Consider the following 18,804-nt stretch of genomic DNA (forward strand, 5'->3'; position numbering starts at 1 on the left):
GGAGCTTCGCGCTGGGTGCCCGCCGCGTTTCGTATGAGCTTCACCAACTTTGGTATGGGTTATGGTTTTCATGTGAAGGGTTCTTCAGATGGTGAAGTCATGGCGATCGAGAGCTGCGGCACCCGTGTGGTGGACGCCGATCGGGTCGCGGCGGTCAACGTCCGCATGCCCACGGACCGCGACCTGACCGACACGGCCGACGTCTTCGGGCTGCTCGCCGATCCGGGACGGCTTCGCCTGCTGCTGGCCCTGCTCGAAGGCGAACTCTGCGTCTGCGATCTCGCGGCGGTGAGCGGGCTGAGCGAGTCCGCGACCTCGCACGCCCTCCGCCTGCTGCGCGCCCACCGGGTCGTGTCGGTCCGGCGTGCGGGCCGCATGGCCTACTATCGGCTCGACGACGCCCATGTCAGGATGCTCCTCGACCTGGCGGTCGCCCACACCGAGCACACCGAGGCCATCCACCCCGAGCGGGAGGCCTAAACGCTCTCCGCGCGGGGTCAGGCTGCCGGGCCGGAACCGGGCCTTGATCCCGCTTGGCCGGCGGATCGGTGCGAGCGAAGACCTGCGCCATGATGGCGGCGTCCGTCCGGAGATCGGCACGTAACTCGACGATTGACAGAAGCGCGACCGTGCCCGCAGACTCTATATCTGAATATGTGTTCAAGTATTGGAGATGTGATGGCTGGGCATGGGCATGGCCACGGGCATGGTCACGGGGTCGACGCCGGGGCGGACCGCCGCTACCTGAGCGGCGCGCTGGCCCTGATCGTCGGCTTCATGGCCATCGAGGTGGTCATCGGCTTCATCGCGCAGTCGCTGGCGCTGATCTCCGACGCCGGCCACATGCTCACCGATGCGATGGCCATCGTGTTCGCGCTGATCGCGATGCGGATCGCGGCCAAGCCGCCGCAGGGTGGCTTCACCTACGGGCTCAAGCGCGCCGAGATCATCTCGGCCCAGATCAACGGCATCACGCTGCTGCTGCTCGCCGTCTACTTCATCTACCAGGGCATCGCGCGCCTGATCACGCCGCCGGAGGTCGAGGGAGCCTTCGTGGTCGCCACCGGACTCGCGGGGATCGTGGTGAACCTGGGCGCGACCTGGCTGCTGTCGAAGGCCAACCGGTCCAGTCTCAACGTCGAGGGCGCCTACCAGCACATCCTCAACGACCTGTTCGCCTTCATCGCCACTACGGTCGCCGGAGCGATCGTGTGGTGGACCGGCTGGGCGCGCGCCGACGCCATAGCGGCGCTGGTGGTGGCGGGTCTGATGCTCAAGGCGGGCTGGGGACTGGTGCGAGACTCGGGGCGGGTCTTCATGGAGGCCGCGCCCGCCGGTATGAACCCGTGGGACATCGGGCAGAAGGCTGCGGCCCTGGAGAACGTGTCGGAGGTGCACGACCTGCACGTGTGGGAGGTGACCTCCGGGTATGCCGCCCTGTCCGCGCACATCCTGGTCGAGCCCGGCGCCGACTGCCACGCCGTACGGCAGGCCGTGGAACGCATGCTGCACGACAGCTACGGCATCGAGCACACCACCCTGCAGGTCGACCACGCCGCACCCAAGCTGCTGACCATCGGCGGGGAAAGCGATCACTGCGCCGACCCGCACGGACCGGTGCACAAGAGTGGAGACGGGCTCTCGGTATGACTGCTCGGCCTCTGGCACCCGTCGCCGGAGTGGGAAGGCCGGGTGTGAGCTACAAGTTCGTTTCCACGGACGCGCCCTTTACGAGCTGAACGGCCTTCCCGAGGAGGTTCGCGACGGCCCGCCACCTATCAGCCGGGCCATCCGCGTGCCGACCGTGGTGCAGATGCCGAAATAAGCGAAACGCCTGGATGATATCGCCCGAGCGTCGGCCCTGCCTTGCATGTGACCCTGTAATTGGCCTTGGTGTCCGAGGGGGGACTTGAACTCTCGGCACCTGGGGGACCATCGGGGACATCCGGATACCTAGAAACACGCCGTGAGATCACATGATGACCGCTCAGCAGCCCTTCACGTACCACGCGTTCGTTGAACTCGCCGCAGCCGACCCCGCCGTCGTCGGCCTCGTCCTCAAGGGCTCCCGCGCCCACGACGGCATGATCACCGAGTATTCGGACTATGACCTGTACGTTGTCCTCGCAGACGGCGCGACAACGGATCTCACGCGGTTTGTGGGCTACCACACCCCGGAACTCGACCTCGTCATCATCTCCCTCGCCGACTTCCGCAGGGCCGGAATGCCCGGCTTCGAGCGCTACGCCCTCGCTCGCGCCAGGGTCGTGCTCGACCGGCTCGACGGAGGCATCGCCAACATCCTGGCCACTAAGGCACGGCTCGACGCCGATGAAGCATTCCGGGACTCAGGCGAATGGCTCGACGCCTATGCCAACTCTCTCTACCGCTCCGTCAAGAACGACCGTGACGGACATTCACTCGCGGCCCGCCTCGATGCGGCCGACAGCATCCGGTTTCTGTTGGAGCTGCTTTTCGCAATGGACAATCGCTCCCGGCCCTACAACAAGTACCTGGAATGGGAACTCGCCCGGTACCCGCTGCCCGGTTGGGACACCGGCATGTTGCTGGACGCCGCGCACCGCATCTCAACAACGGGCGACGTGCCCCTGCAACGGCGCATCTTCGCCCATGTCGAGGCGGCGGCCCGGCGCGCAGGGCACGGCGCGGTACTGGACGCGTGGGGCGAGGACCTCGACCTGATGCGACCGTAATAGGGGATATCGCGAAAGGCTCCCGCGCAAATGCGGTGCTACCGGAACTCGCCAAGCAGGGGATCGAGCCGCCACCCGACATCCGGCTCCACGACCTCCGCCACACGCACGCCACGATCATGCTGATTGCCGGCGTGAAGCCGTCGAGAGGTTCGCCGCGATCATGGGCGGCAACGGCTGATCAAGGCCGGGAAGTATCAGGTATCACGGCTCGTTCTGGTGGCGAAAAAGCAAAGGCCCCGAGTCTGTGACTTGCACAAACTCGGGGACTCCTTGGTGTCCGAGGGGGGACTTGAACCCCCATGCCCATCACTGGGCACTAGCACCTCAAGCTAGCGCGTCTGCCTATTCCGCCACCCGGACTTGGTGCCTGACCCGCGGGACCTGCATCCCGCGTCGGCTCACACAGATTAGCACTCTCCGGCGCGTGGTTCACACCGGGAATCGGCGCTCCTCCTTTGGCCGGGCGGGCGGCAGGATGGGAGGCGCAGGCCGTACCGAACAGGAGGAGCACGCCGTGACCGACCGAAGCACGGAAGATTCCGGAGAGAGGCGCATGACTCCGCTCAACGGTGAGGAAGAGGTCGTCGGCCTGTGCCGTGACCTGATCCGCATCGACTCCACGAACGCAGGCGACAACGCCGGTCCGGGCGAGCGCCGGGCCGCCGAGTACGTCGCGGAGAAACTGGCCGAGGTGGGCCTCGAACCGCGCATCCTCGAGTCCGACACCGGGCGGGCCAACGTCATCGCCCGGATCGAGGGCGCGGACTCCGGGCGCGGTGCCCTCGTGCTTCACGGGCACCTGGACGTGGTCCCGTTCAACGCGGCCGACTGGACGCACCACCCGATGAGCGGTGAGATCGCCGACGGGTGCGTCTGGGGCCGCGGAGCCGTGGACATGAAGGACATGGACGCCATGATCCTCGCGGTCGTACGGCAGCGCCTCAGCCAGAACAGGAAGCCCCCGCGCGACGTCGTGCTCGCCTTCACCGCCGACGAGGAGGCCGGAGGCGCGTACGGCGCGCAGTGGCTGGTCGATCGGCACCCGGAGGTCCTCGAAGGCTGCACCGAGGCGATCGGAGAGGTCGGCGGCTTCAGTGTGAGCATCTCGGACAGCCGCCGTCTCTACCTCATCGAGGCGGCGGAAAAGGGCATCGCCTGGATGAAGCTGACCGCGACCGGCCGGGCCGGCCACGGCTCCATGCTGAACGACGAGAACGCGGTCACCGAGCTGGCCGAGGCGATCGGCCGCCTGGGCCGCTACCAGTGGCCGGTACGGCTGACGCCGACCGTCCAGTCCTTCTTCCGCGAGGCGTTCGACATCGAGCTGAAGGCCGAGGACGCGGAGGAGGCCGTGGCCAAGCTCGGCCCGCTGGCGCGGATGGTGGGCGCGACCCTGCGGAACACGGCCAATCCCACGATGCTGGACGCCGGCTACAAGGCCAATGTCATCCCGCAGACCGCCACCGCGCACGTGGACGGCCGCTTCCTGCCCGGGTACGAGGACGAGTTCTTCGGCACGGTGGACGAGCTCCTCGGCCCCAACGTCACCAGGGAGTTCGTCTACCACGACGTGGCCCTGGAGACGGCCTTCGAGGGGTCGCTGGTCAAGGCCATGTCCGATGCGCTCCAGGCGGAGGACCCGGGTTCCAAGGCGGTGCCGTACACGCTGAGCGGGGGCACGGACCTCAAGGCGTTCAGCCGTCTGGGCATCCGCGGATTCGGTTTCGCCCCCCTGCGTCTTCCGGCGGATCTGGATTTCTCCGGAATGTTCCATGGGGTAGATGAGCGGGTTCCGGTGGATTCGCTTAAATTCGGGGTTCGAGTTCTTGACCGTTTCCTCGATTACTGCTGAGAAATCGGTTGCGATCACTTGGTGTGCCGCTAAAGTAACTCTCCGTTGAGGGGCGATCCGCATCAGGCGGACTCGGTTGATCTCGGGGAGGTCGCGTGGCACGCACGCCGGACGAGCGGTCGCGGGCAGAGATGCCCGCCGCCGACCCGTGCGTGCCCGCGATTGCTTCCGAGGTCGGCGAGCGCAGCCGGGTTGCGCGGTTCGCGGCCGGCTCGCGTGTGGTCCGCTTTCTGATCGTCTGCGGATTCGTCGCCGCCGCCTGGGTGCTCGGTGTGATCTTCGGCGTCTTCGGCGCGGCCCCGGCCAGTGCCGACGCGGTTCCCTCAGCGGGCGTCATCGGGTCGGTCGTCGAGGGTGGTGCCTCCACGAGGGCCGACGGTTTCCCCACGACTGACGACGCGTCGGTCAACGCCGAAGCGATGGCCGGGCGCAATGTCGACGGGCTGACGAGTCAGTCGAAGCCCGGTTTCCCATCACCGTCCACCGCCGATCACACCCCAGGGAGCCAGGGCATGGTCCCCCAGGGGAGCGGTGGATCCATTCTGTTCGGGGACGTCGCACGTTCTATCTCCGACGTGCGGCTCGTGGCGCTGCCCGCACCTTGCGCGGCAGTCCTTCCCCCGGTCGTGCGCACAGCGGCGGACGACCCATCCATCTCGCCGGACTGATCCCGCCATCGCGCCGGTCCTGCTCATCGAACGTCGGACCGGTGGCGGAGCGCGCCCTGCGACGGCCTCGACTCCTCTGAGCCGTATCGTCTGCGCGGCTCCGTGCGGGTGGACGCGAGTTTCTTTTCCCAATCAGTCATGACGGCCCACGGCCTCGCTGTGCCCGGCCGCACTCCGTCATGAGCCCGTCAGGTAATCCCCCAGAAAACCTAGGAGCATCCATCATGCGAACGTGGGCGAAGAGTTCGACCCCCGTGGCGCTTCTCGCCGTCGGTGTCCTGTCCCTCGGCGGCGGTACGGCTTTCGCCGACACCGACGGCCGCGGCTCGATCGGCGGCGGCAACCAGCTCAACCTCCCCATCTCGCTTCCGATCGACATCAGCGGCAACGCGGTCGGCGTCCTCGGTGACTCGACCGCCTCCTCGCGGGGCGGGGCGGCGGTGGTCGACAGCGGCCAGGGCGGCTCCGGCGGAGGCGCCGGCGGCAACACCACGAACGGGGAGAACAGCATCCTCGGCGGCAACCAGGTGGTGGCTCCGATCACCGCGCCGATCAACGCCTGCGGGAACGCGATCGCGATCTTCGGCGATGCCACCGCGGGGTGCAAGGGCGGGGCGTCCGTCAAGAACTCCGGCGGCTCGGGTGCCGGCGGCAACCGGACCTCCGGCCGTTCCTCGATCCTGGGTGGCAACCAGGTGGTGGCTCCGATCACGGCGCCGATCAACCTGTGCGGTAACTCGGTCGGCGTCCTCGGTGAGGCGTTCTCCGGGTGCACGGGCGGCGCTTCGGTGAGCGGCGGCGGCAAGGGCGGCAAGGGCGGCGGCAAGGGCTACCGCGGCCGCGGCCGGGGCCATTGGAGCGGCGGCGGCGCCGGCGGCAACATCACGAGCGGTGAGCACGGCATCCTCGGCGGGAACCAGATCGTGGCGCCGATCACCGCGCCGATCAATGTCTGCGGCAACGCCGTCGGCAACGGCAGAGCCGGGTGCGCGGGTGGCACGTCCGTCAAGAACTCCGGCGGCTCGGGTGCCGGCGGCAACATCACCTCGGGACGTTCCTCGATCCTGGGTGGCAACCAGGTGGTGGCTCCGATCACGGCGCCGATCAACCTGTGCGGCAACTCGGTCGGCGTCCTGGGCGACTCCTTCTCCGGGTGCACGGGCGGCGCTTCGGTGAGCGGCGGCGGCAGGGGCAACGGCGCCGGCCACAACGTGACGAGCGGCGCGCAGAGCATCCTGGGCGGGAACCAGATCGTGGCGCCGATCACCGCGCCGATCAATGCCTGCGGCAACGCCGTGGCCGTGCTCGGCGACGCCAAGGCCGGCTGCAAGGGCGGAGCTTCCGTCACCGGTGGCACCGGGGGCGGTCGCAACGTGACGAGCGGCGCGCAGAGCATCCTGGGCGGCAACCAGATCGTGGCGCCGATCACCGCGCCGATCAACCTGTGCGGCAACGCGGTCGCCGTTCTGGGCGACGCCGCCGCCGGATGCCTCGGTGGCGCGAGCGTGGGCGGCCAGTACCACGGCCGCACGAACTGGCACGGCATCTGGAACAAGAAGTCCCGCAAGGGCGCGCACAAGGTGCGCACGAGCGGGATGCTCTCCGCGCTGCCGATGGTCCCCGGCGTTCCGGACAGCGGCCTGCTGCCCACCGCCGCCGCGTCGCCGGCCCGGCCGGCCGCGGGTAAGGGCGGCGCCGCCGGGGCGCTCGCCCCGGTGACCGGCCTGGTCGGCTCGCTGCCCGCCGCGAACTCCCTCGGCGGGGCCACCGACGTCCTCCCGCTCGGCAACCTCGGCCTGATGAGCGCCGAGCAGCCGGTCGGTGTGACCGGGATGAACCCCGGCTCCCTGATCGCCCTGGCCCTGGGCGCCCTGTTCGCCGCCTCGGCCACCATGTTCGCGGTCGTGCGGCGGCTGCGCCCGCGCGGCCAGCGGTAGGGACACGTACGTGCTCGTCACGGGTGCACACGTGAACGAGTAGAAGCGCTTCTCCTCTCCGGAGGATGAAGAGCTTGCCCGCTCCGGGGGCGCGGCCCGGGGCGGGCAATGCCATGCCTGACAGTCGTGCCCGATCGCCGTGTGTGATCCCCGCCCGATGCGAACCGTCCACGGATCAGCACGGGGCGTGGTCACATGGTGCGGACGACACGTATGATCTTGCGGCGCAGTCGGATGCGCCTGCTTCCGTCGGGATAGAGTCGCAGCCGGTCCAGCTCCCAGCTTCCGTACTCGGCATGCTCCGTGAGAACCTGCCTGGCGGCCTCGCGTGAGGTCCCGCAGGGCAGATACAGGTCCTTGTAGGAGTAGTCCAGCAAAGCGATTAGTCTCCGAGAGGTGTGTTAGGGGAACGCTCCTGGCTCTATTCTGCGTCCTTGCGGATAGAAGGTCCAGGTGAGTTACACACAGGGGCCGGACCGGGTAGCCCGAGGGGTAAGGACAACCGGCGACGGGTTACCGTCGAGACGGTCCCGTGGCCGAGCCGGGGCAAGGGCCGGCCGAGCCTGTGAAGGCGGCTGTCCCGACCGGGGACACGGGGAACGACAGGGAACAGCGAGGTAGGAAGCAGCGTGCCAGCCAAGGACGGCAACGCCGGCGCAACCCGCCTGGTGATCGTCGAGTCGCCTGCCAAGGCGAAGACCATCGCCGGGTACCTCGGGCGCGGCTACATCGTGGAATCCAGCATCGGCCACATCCGAGATCTTCCGGAGAAAGCCGACGACATCCCTGAAAAGTACAAAGGTGAGGCGTGGGCCCGTCTGGGGGTGAACGTCGACCATGAGTTCGAGCCGCTCTACGTCGTCAACCCGGACAAGAAGTCCCAGGTTTCCAAACTGAAGCAGCTGCTCAAGGACGCCGACGAGCTTTACCTCGCCACCGACGAGGACCGCGAGGGCGAGGCGATCGCCTGGCATCTGCGCGAGGTGCTGAAGCCGAAGGTGCCGGTGCACCGGATGGTCTTCCACGAGATCACGCCGCAGGCGATCCAGGAGGCCGTGGCCAGCCCCCGCGACCTGAACCTGCGGCTCGTCGACGCGCAGGAGACCAGGCGCATCCTCGACCGGCTGTACGGCTACGAGGTCAGCCCGGTCCTGTGGAAGAAGGTCAAGCCCCGGCTGTCCGCCGGCCGCGTCCAGTCCGTGGCGACCCGGCTGGTGGTCGAGCGCGAGCGCGAGCGGATGGCCTTCACCGCCGCCGCCTACTGGGACCTGCAGGCCCTCTTCGACACGGGCAGGGACGAGGACCCGCGCCGGTTCGGCGCCACGCTGGCCTCCGTGGACGGCAGGCGGGTCGCGCAGGGCCGTGACTTCGCGTCCACCGGAGCGCTCAAGAGCGCGGACGTCCTCCACCTGGACGAGGCCGCCGCCGGCGCGCTGGCCGCCCGCCTGGAGAACGCGTCCTTCTCCGTCACGTCCGTCGAGCGCAAGCCGTACACGCGAAAGCCGTACGCGCCGTTCCGGACGACGACGCTGCAGCAGGAGGCGAGCCGCAAGCTCGGCTTCTCGGCGAAATACACCATGCAGATCGCGCAGCGACTGTACGAGAACGGCTTCATCACGTACATGCGTACCGACAGCATCACGCTGTCGGAGACCGCCGTCGCCGCCGCGCGTGGCCAGGCCGTCAAGCTGTACGGCTCCGCGTACGTGCCGGACAAGCCGCGCGTCTACACGAGCAAGGTCAAGAACGCGCAGGAGGCGCACGAGGCGATCCGCCCGTCGGGCGAGGAGTTCCGCACGCCCGGCGAGACCGGCCTGTCGGGGGACCTGTTCCGCCTGTACGAGCTGATCTGGCAGCGTACGGTCGCCTCCCAGATGAAGGACGCGGTCGGCGAGTCGGTGTCCGTCAGGGTCGGCGGCGCCTCCAGCGCCGGCGAGAGGGTCGAGTTCGGCGCGACCGGCCGCACGATCACCTTCCACGGCTTCCTGAAGGCGTACGTCGAGGGCGCGGACGACCCCTCGACCGACCGGGACGACGCCGAGAAGCGGCTGCCCAACCTGTCGGAGGGCGAGCGGCTGACCGCGGCCGAGCTGAACGCCCTGGCCCACTCCACCAAGCCGCCGTCCCGCTACACCGAGGCGTCGCTGGTCAAGGAGCTGGAAGACCGCGAGATCGGCCGCCCGTCGACGTACGCGTCGATCATCGGCACGATCCTGGACCGGGGATACGTGTTCAAGAAGGGCACCGCGCTGGTGCCGTCCTTCCTCGCGTTCGCCGTGGTCAACCTGCTGGAGCAGCACTTCGGCAACCTGGTCGACTACGACTTCACCGCGGACATGGAGAAGGTCCTCGACGACATCGCCAACGACCGTGCGGAGCGGCTGCCGGAGCTGCGCCGGTTCTACTTCGGCGGCGACGGCGACGAGGGCCTCAAGGAGATGGTCACCGACCTGGGCGAGATCGACGCCAAGGAGATCAGCTCCTTCCCGATCAGGGGCAGCGACATCGTGATCCGGGTGGGCCGCTACGGCCCCTACCTCGACCGCGAAGGCGCCCGGGTCAACGTGCCCGAGGACATGACGCCCGACGAGCTGACCGCCGAGAAGGCCGAGGAGCTGTTCTCCCGGCCGAGCGGCGACCGCGAGCTGGGCAAGGACCCGGTCACCGGCAACGTCATCGTGGCCAGGAGCGGCCGCTTCGGCCCGTACGTCACGGAGGTCCTGCCGGAGGAGCCGGCGCCCGCCGAGGGGAAGAAGCGGGTCAAGAAGGCCGACGTGCCCAAGCCGCGGGCCGGCTCGCTCTTCAAGTCCATGTCGCTGGACACCATCACGCTCGAACAGGCGCTGATGCTGCTGACGCTCCCCCGGGTCGTCGGGGAGATCGAGGGCGAGGAGGTGACCGCGCAGAACGGCAAGTTCGGGCCCTACATCAAGAAGGGCACCGACTCGCGCTCGCTGGCCTCCGAAGAGGACCTGCTGACGGTCACGATCGACCAGGCCAAGGAGCTGTTCGCGCAGCCCAAGGCCCGGGGCAGGGGCCGGGCCGCGGCCGCTCCGCCGCTGCGCGAGCTGGGTGAGGACCCGAACTCCAAGAAGCCGATCGTGGTGAAGGAGGGCCGGTTCGGTCCGTATGTGACCGACGGCGAGACCAACGCCTCGCTGCGCAAGGGCGACACGGTCGAGGACATCACGACCGAGCGAGCCGCCGAGCTGCTGGCGGAGCGCCGCGAGCGGGCGCCGGCGCCCAAGCGGGCGACGACCACCCGGGCCAAGAAGGCGCCCGCGAAGAAGCCCGCGGCCAAGTCCACCACGAAGTCCTAGCCCGTCGAGCCCCCGCTGTCGGGGGCTCGACGCGTTCCTCTGGGATCGCTCCGTAAGATCGTCCGGCAGCGGAGCGAGGGGAGTACGCCGTGGGGTTCCTGGTCACGATTCTGGCCGTCGTGGTCGTCGTGCACTGCTACCTGTGGTGGCGGCTGGTCAGGCCGGCCACCCGTCCGGGAAGCGTGCCGCGTCGCGTGCTCACGTGGGGGCTCGTCCTGCTCGTGTTCCTGCTGCCGCTGAGGGCCATCGGTGGCCAGGTCTTCGGGATGTCGTTCGAGCGTGTCATCGCGTGGCCCGGCTACATGTGGCTGGCGATCATGTTCTATCTCGTCGTGTTCACGGTGGCCCTGGAGATTCCCCGGGCGATCGCCCTGTGGCTGGCCAGGCGTTCCGAGAAGTCACCCGGGCCGGTGGAATCCCGTGAGCCTGTGGATTCAGGCGATCCTGTGCTCGGATCGCCTCTGGCGCCGGGACCGTCCACCGGGTCGGGAACGTCCGGCGCCTCGGCGATATCCACAGCCCCGCCGATATCCGCCGGCCCGGAAACGTCCCGGGTCGACCGGCGGGTGTTCATCGCGCGTACGGCCGCCACGGTCGCGGGCGTCGGGGCGCTGGCCACCGTGGGGTACGGCATGCGCACGGCGATGGGCGACCCGGTGATCGAGCGGATCCCGGTCCGCCTGCCCAAGCTGGATCCGCGGATGAGCGGCCTGCGGATCGCCGTGGTGAGTGACATCCACATCGGACCGCTGACGGGGAAGGGCCACACGGAGCGCATCGTCCGGATGGTCAATGGCCTCCAGGCCGACATGGTGACGATCGTCGGCGACCTGGTCGACGGGACGGTCGCCGAACTCGGGCAGCTGGCCGCCCCGCTGCGCCACCTCGAATCCCGCTACGGGGCATATTTCGTGACTGGTAACCACGAGTACTACACGTCCCAGGGCCCCCAGGAGTGGATCGAGGAGCTGAACTCCCTCGGCGTCCGGTCGCTGCGCAACGAGCGGGTCGAGATCGCCCACGCGGGAGCCGTACTCGACCTCGCGGGGGTCAACGACCTGTACGGAACGCCGTCCGGGGACGGTCCCGACCTGGAGAAGGCCCTGGGCGGGCGGGACGCCGCGCGGCCGGTCGTGCTGCTCGCGCATCAGCCGGTCCAGGTCAGGCAGGCCGCCGGGTACGGCGTCGATCTCCAGCTGTCCGGGCACACCCACGGCGGGCAGATGGCGCCGTTCAACCTGGCGGTTCCTTTGCAGCAGCCGGTGGTCGCGGGGCTGGACACGGTGGACGGCACGCAGATCTACGTGACCCGGGGCGCGGGTTACTGGGGGCCGCCGGTCCGGGTCGGCGCGCCGCCGGAGATCACCCTCATCGAGCTTCGCGCCTGACCGCCGGCGCCCGCGCGGGCCGGAAATATGGGGCGGTTCCTGGCATCCGTCCTGCGGGACAGGGCGGGACGTACTACCCTCAGGCGACGAGCGGGCGGAAATCCGGCCCTCTCACACCGTTCTCCCGCCCAGCGAGCACCTGGATACGCTGACATCATGAGCACCCATGGCCGGGCAGCCACGCGACGCAGGCCGCCGAACGTGCTGGTCAACGCGCCTTTCCGCAGGCTGTGGACGGCCATGTCGGTCTGCAGCCTCGGCGACTGGCTGAACATCATCGCGCTGACCGCCCTCGCCGGGAACCTCACCGCGGCATCGGGATTTCAGACGCAGACCCTCGCCGTCGGCGGCGTGTTCGTCGCCAAGATGCTGCCGGCGATCCTGCTCGGGCCGCTCGCCGGGGCGGTCGCCGACCGGTTCGACCGCCGGTTGACCATGGTGGGCGCCGACGTCGCGAGATTCGCCGTCGTGGCGTCGATCCCGCTGGTCGGCAGCTACCAGTGGGTGATCATCGCGTCGTTCCTGGTCGAGTGCGCGAACCTGTTCTGGGTGCCGGCCAAGGACGCGACGGTGCCCAACCTCGTGCCCAGGGAGCGGCTGGAGGAGGCCAACCGGCTCAACCTGCTCGTCACGTACGGCACGGCCCCGGTCGCGGCGGCGCTCTTCGCGGTGCTGTCGGCCGTCGTGGGCATGATCAGCGCCGCCTCCCCCGGGTTCGGCGCGCAGCCGACGGACCTGGCCCTGGCGGTCAACGCCCTGGCGTACCTGGTCTCGGCGGCTCTGATCTTCACGCTGCGGGAGATCCCGAAGGGCCACACGCTCAGGGTGTCCACGCCGCCGGTGCTGCGGCAGGTGATCGAAGGCTGGCGGTTCGTCGGCGGCGAGCGCGTGGTGCGCGGGCTGGTCATCGGCATGCTCGGGGCCTTCGCCGCCGGAGGCGCGGTCGTCGGCGTGGCCAAGGCGTACGTGAGCGCGCTGGGCGGCGGCGACGCGGGCTACGGCGCGGTGTTCTGCGCGGTCTTCCTGGGCATGGGGGCCGGCATGTTCTTCGGCCCCCGGCTGCTCGGGGCGCTGTCCCGGCGGCGCATGTTCGGCGTGGCCATCGTCCTGGCCGGGGTGACGCTCGCGGCCATCGCGCTCATCCACAACCTGGCCCTGGTGGTCGTGCTGACCGTGGTGCTCGGCGCCTGCGCCGGGACCGCCTGGATCATCGGATACACGCTGATCGGCCTGGAGGTCGAGGACGGCCTGCGCGGCCGTACGTTCTCCTTCCTGCAGTCGTTGGCCAGGGTGACGCTGCTCCTGGTCCTCGCGGTGGTCTCCGCGTTCGCCGGGCTCTTCGGCGAGCACCTTCTCGTGATCGGCGACATGACGTACCGCTTCGACGGCACGAACCTGGTGCTGCTCCTGGGCGCGCTGCTCGCGGTCGTGGTCGGGGCGCTCGCGCTGCGCCACATGGACGACCGGCCGGGTGTCCCCATTGGGGCCGACCTGTTCGCCGCGCTGCGGGGCGAGCGCTTCACCGTCGAGGACGAGGAGCCCCGGGCCGGCCTGTTCGTGACCTTCGAGGGCGGCGAGGGCTCAGGCAAGACCACCCAGTCGCGGCTGCTCGCCATCTGGCTGCGCGACCAGGGCTTCGACGTGGTGCAGACCCGTGAGCCGGGCTCGACCAAGATCGGCATGCGGCTGCGCGCCATCCTGCTCGACGCCGCCCACCAGGGGCTGTCCGCCCGGTCGGAGGCCCTGCTGTACGCGGCGGACCGGGCCGAGCACGTGGAGAAGGTGATCCGCCCGGCGCTGCAACGGGGTTCCACGGTGGTCTGCGACCGGTACGTGGACTCGTCCCTGGCCTACCAGGGCGCCGGCCGGACGCTCGACCCGGACGATGTGGCGCGGGTCAACGCCTGGGCGACCGGCGGACTGCTCCCCGACCTGACGGTGCTGATCGACGTGCCCCCGTCCGTGGGGCTGCGCCGGATGGCCTCGCCCGCCGACCGGATCGAGTCCGAGCCGATGGAGTTCCACGAGCGGGTCCGGCACGAGTTCCGGGCGCTCGCGGCGGCCGCGCCCGACCGTTACCTGGTCGTGGACGGCACGCTGCCCCAGGACGAGATCTCCCGCATCATCCAGGACCGGGTGCGCGAGGTGCTGCCCGACCCGGTGCCGGGGGAGACCGAGGCCGCCACCGGCACCATCCCGGCCATCCGCGACTGAGACGGCCGGGCGCGCTCGCGATCTGACGGTAGGTTGGGCGCGTGGGTGTGTTCGAGGATCTGGTGGGCCAGGATCGGGCCGCCGCCGTGCTGGGACAGGCCGCCTCCGCCGCCGCCGACGTCCTCGCGGGCGGTCGCGGCGCCGGGATGACCCACGCGTGGCTTTTCACCGGCCCTCCCGGCTCCGGGCGTTCCGACGCGGCCCGCGCCTTCGCGGCGGCGCTGCTCTGCCCTGACCAGGGCTGTGGGCACTGCGACTCCTGCCACCAGGTCGAGATCGGCTCCCACCCGGACCTGACCTGGGTGCGGCCCGAGGGGCTCTCCTACAGCGCCAAGCAGACCCGCGACCTCGTGCTCAAGGGCGCGGGCGCCCCGACGCTCGGCCGCTGGCGGATCGTGCTGTTCGAGGACGCCGACCGCGCCACCGAGGCCGCCGCCAACGCGCTGCTCAAGGCGATCGAGGAGCCGCCACCGCGGACGGTCTGGCTGCTCTGCGCCCCGTCGCCCGACGACATGATCATCACGATCCGGTCCCGTTGCCGCGTCGTGACGCTCCGTACGCCGTCCACCGAGGCGGTCGCGCATGTGCTGGCGACCCGGGACAACGTGCCGGACGACATGGCCTGGTTCGCGGCGCGGGCCGCGCACGGCGACGTCGGGCGGGCCCGGCGGCTGGCCCTGGACGAGGAGGTCCGCCGGCGCCGTGAGGAGGTGCTGTCCATCCCCGCGTCGCTCACCGGCGTGGGCGAGTGCATCGCGGCGGCCGAACGGCTGGTGAAGACCTCGGCCGAGGACGCCGACGCGGCGACGGCCACGCTGAACGAGGTCGAGACCGCCGAGCTGCGCAGGGTCTACGGCGAGGGATCGTCGGGCAAGGGGCTGGGCAAGGGCCTGGTCCGCGGCGGCGCCGGCGCGTTGAAGGAGCTGGAGACGCTGCAGAAGTCCCGCGCCACCCGGATCAAGCGCGACTCGATCGACGTGGCGCTGCTCGATCTGGTGGCGTACTACCGGGACGTCCTCGCCGTGCAGCTCGGAGCCGGGGTGGGGCTGGCCAACGAGGACCGCAGGCGCGAGGTGGAGACGCTCGCGGCCAAATCGACCCCCGAGGACACGCTGCGCCGTACCGAGGCGATCATGATCTGCCGGGAGCGGCTCGCGGCGAACGTGAACCCGCAGATCGCGGTGGAGGCCATGACCCTCGCCCTCCGGGATCCGCGCGTCCCGCGATAGCGAGCCGGGTGGCGGGAGCAACCTGAGAGGCGATTCGGCGTCTCTGGTGCATGCAGGCCGAAACGCTGAATATCCATAAACCTCCCGGAGCGTCGGTGACCGCCCCGGAAACCGCGGGCGAGACGATCGCGGCACTGTACGCCGAGCACGCGATCGGCCTCGCCAGGCTGGCACTGATCATGCTCGGCGACCGCGAGGCGGCCGAGGACGTGGTCCAGGAGGCGTTCCTCGGCCTCCATCGCCGGTTCGGCGGCCTGCGGGACCGGAGCAAGGCGCTCGTCTACCTGCGGTCGGCCGTGCTCAACAACGCCAGGACCGTGTTGCGCAGGAGGCGCCTGCCGTCCTGGTTCGCCGGGACGTACGAGCCGCCCGTGTGGTCGGCCGAATCCGCCGCCCTCCTGGGGGCCGAACGGCGCGAGGTCATGGAGGCGCTGCACCGCCTGCCCCGGCGGCAGCGTGAGGCGCTCGTGCTGCGTTACTACGCCGACCTCTCCGAAGAGGAGACCGCCCAGGTCATGGGCGTCAGCCGGGGCACCGTCAAGTCGACCACCTCCCGAGCCCTGGACGCGCTCGGCCGACTGCTGGGGAACGCACGATGAACGACATCACCGATCGCCTGCGCGACGCCACCAGGGCGGTGGGCGAGACTATCGACCAGGTGCCGGCCTTCTCGCTGAGCGCGGGCCGTACGCGCTCGGGGGGCGCGAGCCGGGTGCGGAGAGCCTGGCTGGTCCCGCTCGCCGCGGCGGCGTCTGTGACGGTCGCGGTGGCCGGCGGCGTGGCGGTCGCCCGGGGCGGGGACGGGGGCCCTAGCCAGGACGCCGCCACGAGCGCGGGCCTCGCCGCCGCGCCCACGTTCTTCGCCGAGGCCGGGGAGGGCGGGATCATCGTCAGGAGCGTGAACGGCGGTGCGGAGACCTCCCGGGTCCCGAACCCCTCCGGGAAGGAGCGGTTCGTCGGCATCCAGGCGGCGCAAGACAACCGGCTCTTCTATGCGGTGTCGGCCGAGGACGACTGCCGGCCACGGCTGTACCGCTTCACGCTGGACGAGGAGGGGAAGATCGGGACGTTCGGCCCACTGCCCTTCGCGCCGCCCGAGGGCACCAGGCCGACCTCCCTGGCGGTCAGCGGTGACGGCGGCAAGCTCGCGTATGGCGTGGTGCCGTGCCGCGGTGGCGAGAAAGGCCGCCTGGTGGTCGCGGACACGGCGACCGGCGACAGCCGCACGTGGACCGCGAAGGACGGCGTCGACGTCTCCGAATTGTCGATGACGGCCGACGGCCGCTTCGTGCTTTTCGCCGGTTACGTTCGGATGGAGCTCGGGTCATCGGCTCCGGTGACCGATGAGGCGACGTTCACGGCGACCGAGGCGCCATCCCCGTATCCGATGGTCAGCCGAGTGGGAGAACCCCCGGCGCCAGTGATTGATGCGATCACGGCGAGTCCGGTGGCGTCCGAGGCGACGGCGACCGCCGTCCCGAGTCCCGCGACGGCCGAGCCCTCTGTGGCGCCGACCGCCGAGGCGTCATTCGTGGTGACCGAGGCGTCGCCGATTGAGCCGGGCGTGACGGGCAAGGAAGCCACGCCGCAGGTCGAGTGGTGCCGCTTCCCCGCGGCGACCATCCTGGACGAGCCGAGCGAGGCGTCGTCGCCCGCCGTCGCTCCGGATGAGGATCCGATCGAGGTGCACGCGGTCTTCAAGGTGTGTCCCGACCTGTCGGACCTGCGCCTCCTGGACACCGGAGCGCCCGGCGACAGCCTGGAGCAGGCGAGCAGCATCTCCCTCTCCGCACAGGCCGGTGAAACGTCAGGCGGCATGCTGGGAGCCGCCATCAGCCCGGACGGCAGCCGTATCGTGGCCGCGTTCCAGAACATGGAGATCGACGGTAAGACGGGCCGGCAGGTGGGCGGATCCGCGGACCTCATCGCGTACAACACCGCCGACGGGAAGGCGGCGGGTGTCGTCTACCACGACGCGGGCGAGGCGGCGATCCGGCTGCTCGACCTCGACGGCACCGGCGAGCATGTGATCGTCGCCCGAGGCGACGAGATCGGCGCGGTCGACGCGGCGGGCTACCGGGCTCTGACCAAGACCGAGGAACCTTCCCGCGTCTTCGGCTCCAGGTTCGCCTGGTAGCCGTCGCCGCCGGTTGCGGCCGACCTGCTCTGGGGCTCGCCCCCGGCAGGCCGGCCGTTCCCGTTTCCGCCCCGTGGGAGTGTTTCTTCCGGAACAGAAGCAGCAGAAGCCACACCAGTGCGTCTCTTTGGTGTGAAAGCCGAACTGCTCTCGGAGAGGGAGCCCTTGATCCGGGAACGCGTCGACGTCGCGGCGCTGTTCGCCGACCATCATCTCGGCCTGGTACGGCTGGCGCTGCTCATGGTGGGTGACCTCGCCACGGCCGAGGACGTCGTCCAGGAGGCGTTCGCGCGCACCCACGCCGGGCGGCAGCGGTTGCGTGAGCCGGGCAGCGCCCTGGCGTACGTGCGGTCGGCCGTGCTGAACGGCTGCCGATCCGTGCTGCGGCGCAGGAGCCTCGCCTTCCGGCGGGCGGTGCCGTACGTGCCGCCCGTCTGGTCGGCGGAGAGCGTCGCGATGATCGGCGAGGAACGCCGGGAGGTCCTGGTCGCTCTGAGCGGCCTGCCGCGACGGCAGCGCGAGGCGCTCGTGCTGCGGTTCTACCTCGATCTGTCGTACGAGGAGATCGCCGACACCATGGGTGTCGCCGGGAGCACGGCGCGCTCCACCATCACACGGGGGCTCGCCGCCCTCGGCCGGACCCTTGGGGAGGAATCATGATCGAACAACGTCTGCGCGAAGCCCTGTCCGAGGCGGCGGCGACCGCCGACCTCCGCTCCGTCCGCCCGCTGACCGCGCCGCGAGGGCGCTCTCGGGCCCGGATCTCCCGGCTCGTCGTGATCCCCGCCGCGCTCGTCGCCGCGATGTCCGTCGGAGTGTTCCTGCTGGTACGGCCCGCACCTCCGGCCACGACGGCGGCCAGTCCTGCGGCGTACAGCATGGTCCAGCTCAGCGTGGCCGGGGCGGGTTCCTGGCCGGACGAGATCATGGTGTTCCTGTGCGGCAAGAATGATGCCTTCCCGGCGTGCAAGAAGCGTGCGGCGACCGAGGACGATCGGCGGCGGATCCGGCAGGTTCTGGAGTTGCTGCCCGGGGTCGAGTCCCTCAGGTTCGAGTCGCAGATGCAGGCGTACGAGAAGTTCCGGGCGAACGGCACCGATTCCCGGCTTCTCGATGCGATCAAGCCGACGGATTTGCCGGAGTCCTTCCGCGTGAAGGTGAAGCAGGGAGCCGATCGGAAGATGGTGGTGGGCGTCGCGCAGCACCTGCCCGGGGTCTCGAACGTCGTCGACACGGAGTGCATTCGGGACAAGGCGAAGTGCTGAGGCCCTGACGGCGTACGCGCTCCCGCCCGGTCGAACCGGAGGGCCTAGCCTCGAAGGGGGCACGTGTGTCGCCGCCC

At 70.0% G+C, this 18,804-nt stretch carries 15 protein-coding genes and 1 tRNA gene; 14 read left to right on the top strand and 2 right to left on the bottom strand.

Features of this window, described 5'->3' with window-relative positions; translation table 11 throughout:
* Positions 1–99 precede the first annotated feature (99 nt).
* The 3 genes from ACQP1V_RS01460 (at position 100) to ACQP1V_RS01470 (ending at position 2,714) form a co-directional block, all read left to right on the top strand.
* Complete coding sequence (locus tag ACQP1V_RS01460) at positions 100–480, top strand: ArsR/SmtB family transcription factor (protein WP_067138650.1); 381 nt, start codon at positions 100–102, stop codon at positions 478–480.
* Between the two features lie 198 nt (positions 481–678).
* Positions 679–1,650 carry a cation diffusion facilitator family transporter gene (locus ACQP1V_RS01465; RefSeq protein WP_433418054.1) on the top strand — a complete coding sequence of 324 codons (972 nt, stop codon included), beginning with the start codon at positions 679–681 and terminating at the stop codon, positions 1,648–1,650.
* A 329-nt stretch (positions 1,651–1,979) separates the two neighbouring features.
* The gene (locus tag ACQP1V_RS01470) at positions 1,980–2,714 is read left to right on the top strand and encodes a hypothetical protein (RefSeq protein WP_433418057.1); all 735 of its coding nucleotides are present in this window, start codon (positions 1,980–1,982) and stop codon (positions 2,712–2,714) included.
* Positions 2,715–2,988: 274 nt separating this feature from the next.
* Here the strand turns inward: ACQP1V_RS01470 and ACQP1V_RS01475 are convergent.
* Positions 2,989–3,077: transfer RNA gene (locus tag ACQP1V_RS01475), tRNA-Leu, on the bottom strand.
* 193 nt (positions 3,078–3,270) lie between these two features.
* On the opposite strand from ACQP1V_RS01475, the gene ACQP1V_RS01480 reads away from it, so the two are divergent.
* From ACQP1V_RS01480 to ACQP1V_RS01490, 3 genes are all read left to right on the top strand, one after another.
* Positions 3,271–4,569: a M20/M25/M40 family metallo-hydrolase gene (locus tag ACQP1V_RS01480; protein ID WP_433418059.1), complete on the top strand. Its 1,299-nt coding sequence runs from the start codon at positions 3,271–3,273 to the stop codon at positions 4,567–4,569.
* Positions 4,570–4,664: 95 nt separating this feature from the next.
* The gene (locus ACQP1V_RS01485) at positions 4,665–5,237 is read left to right on the top strand and encodes a hypothetical protein (protein ID WP_084259404.1); all 573 of its coding nucleotides are present in this window, start codon (positions 4,665–4,667) and stop codon (positions 5,235–5,237) included.
* Positions 5,238–5,461: 224 nt separating this feature from the next.
* Positions 5,462–7,174, top strand: a complete 1,713-nt coding sequence (locus tag ACQP1V_RS01490; RefSeq protein WP_433418062.1) for a chaplin family protein — start codon at positions 5,462–5,464, stop codon at positions 7,172–7,174.
* Between the two features lie 191 nt (positions 7,175–7,365).
* Here ACQP1V_RS01490 and ACQP1V_RS01495 read toward each other — a convergent pair whose 3' ends face one another.
* Positions 7,366–7,551 (bottom strand): DUF5703 family protein, encoded by a 186-nt coding sequence (locus ACQP1V_RS01495; RefSeq protein ID WP_067138634.1) that lies wholly within the window; start codon positions 7,549–7,551, stop codon positions 7,366–7,368.
* 252 nt (positions 7,552–7,803) lie between these two features.
* On the opposite strand from ACQP1V_RS01495, the gene topA reads away from it, so the two are divergent.
* The 8 genes from topA (at position 7,804) to ACQP1V_RS01535 (ending at position 18,727) form a co-directional block, all read left to right on the top strand.
* Entirely contained in the window at positions 7,804–10,494 is a 2,691-nt protein-coding gene (topA, locus tag ACQP1V_RS01500; RefSeq protein ID WP_433418065.1) for a type I DNA topoisomerase, read from the top strand.
* Between the two features lie 89 nt (positions 10,495–10,583).
* Positions 10,584–11,882, top strand: coding sequence for a metallophosphoesterase (locus tag ACQP1V_RS01505; RefSeq protein WP_433418067.1), 1,299 nt, complete (start codon positions 10,584–10,586; stop codon positions 11,880–11,882).
* Between the two features lie 156 nt (positions 11,883–12,038).
* Entirely contained in the window at positions 12,039–14,096 is a 2,058-nt protein-coding gene (gene tmk / locus ACQP1V_RS01510; RefSeq protein ID WP_433418070.1) for a dTMP kinase, read from the top strand.
* Between the two features lie 41 nt (positions 14,097–14,137).
* Entirely contained in the window at positions 14,138–15,325 is a 1,188-nt protein-coding gene (locus ACQP1V_RS01515; RefSeq protein WP_433418073.1) for a DNA polymerase III subunit delta', read from the top strand.
* Between the two features lie 95 nt (positions 15,326–15,420).
* The gene (locus ACQP1V_RS01520; protein ID WP_433418075.1) at positions 15,421–15,924 is read left to right on the top strand and encodes a SigE family RNA polymerase sigma factor; all 504 of its coding nucleotides are present in this window, start codon (positions 15,421–15,423) and stop codon (positions 15,922–15,924) included.
* Positions 15,921–17,462 (top strand): hypothetical protein, encoded by a 1,542-nt coding sequence (locus ACQP1V_RS01525; protein WP_433418078.1) that lies wholly within the window; start codon positions 15,921–15,923, stop codon positions 17,460–17,462. The genes ACQP1V_RS01520 and ACQP1V_RS01525 overlap by 4 nt, the downstream gene beginning before the upstream one ends.
* A gap of 165 nt (positions 17,463–17,627) precedes the next feature.
* Positions 17,628–18,122 carry a SigE family RNA polymerase sigma factor gene (locus ACQP1V_RS01530; protein WP_433418080.1) on the top strand — a complete coding sequence of 165 codons (495 nt, stop codon included), beginning with the start codon at positions 17,628–17,630 and terminating at the stop codon, positions 18,120–18,122.
* On the top strand, positions 18,119–18,727 hold the full coding sequence (locus ACQP1V_RS01535; RefSeq protein WP_433418083.1) for a permease-like cell division protein FtsX: 609 nt from the start codon (positions 18,119–18,121) through the stop codon (positions 18,725–18,727). Before ACQP1V_RS01530 ends, ACQP1V_RS01535 begins: the two co-directional genes overlap by 4 nt.
* The last annotated feature ends 77 nt before the right edge of the window (positions 18,728–18,804 follow it).

The organism is Microtetraspora malaysiensis, from assembly GCF_050947145.1.
GTDB lineage: Bacteria > Actinomycetota > Actinomycetes > Streptosporangiales > Streptosporangiaceae > Microtetraspora_A > Microtetraspora_A malaysiensis.

What these genes read in the sequence shown, in the direction of transcription:
- ACQP1V_RS01535 (WP_433418083.1), top strand. Translation starts at nt 18,119, where the DNA reads ATGATCGAACAACGTCTGCGCGAAGCCCTGTCCGAGGCGGCGGCGACC.
- ACQP1V_RS01525 (WP_433418078.1), top strand. Translation starts at nt 15,921, where the DNA reads ATGAACGACATCACCGATCGCCTGCGCGACGCCACCAGGGCGGTGGGC.
- ACQP1V_RS01465 (WP_433418054.1), top strand. Translation starts at nt 679, where the DNA reads ATGGCTGGGCATGGGCATGGCCACGGGCATGGTCACGGGGTCGACGCC.
- ACQP1V_RS01490 (WP_433418062.1), top strand. Translation starts at nt 5,462, where the DNA reads ATGCGAACGTGGGCGAAGAGTTCGACCCCCGTGGCGCTTCTCGCCGTC.
- ACQP1V_RS01460 (WP_067138650.1), top strand. Translation starts at nt 100, where the DNA reads ATGGCGATCGAGAGCTGCGGCACCCGTGTGGTGGACGCCGATCGGGTC.
- ACQP1V_RS01480 (WP_433418059.1), top strand. Translation starts at nt 3,271, where the DNA reads ATGACTCCGCTCAACGGTGAGGAAGAGGTCGTCGGCCTGTGCCGTGAC.
- ACQP1V_RS01470 (WP_433418057.1), top strand. Translation starts at nt 1,980, where the DNA reads ATGACCGCTCAGCAGCCCTTCACGTACCACGCGTTCGTTGAACTCGCC.
- tmk (WP_433418070.1), top strand. Translation starts at nt 12,039, where the DNA reads ATGAGCACCCATGGCCGGGCAGCCACGCGACGCAGGCCGCCGAACGTG.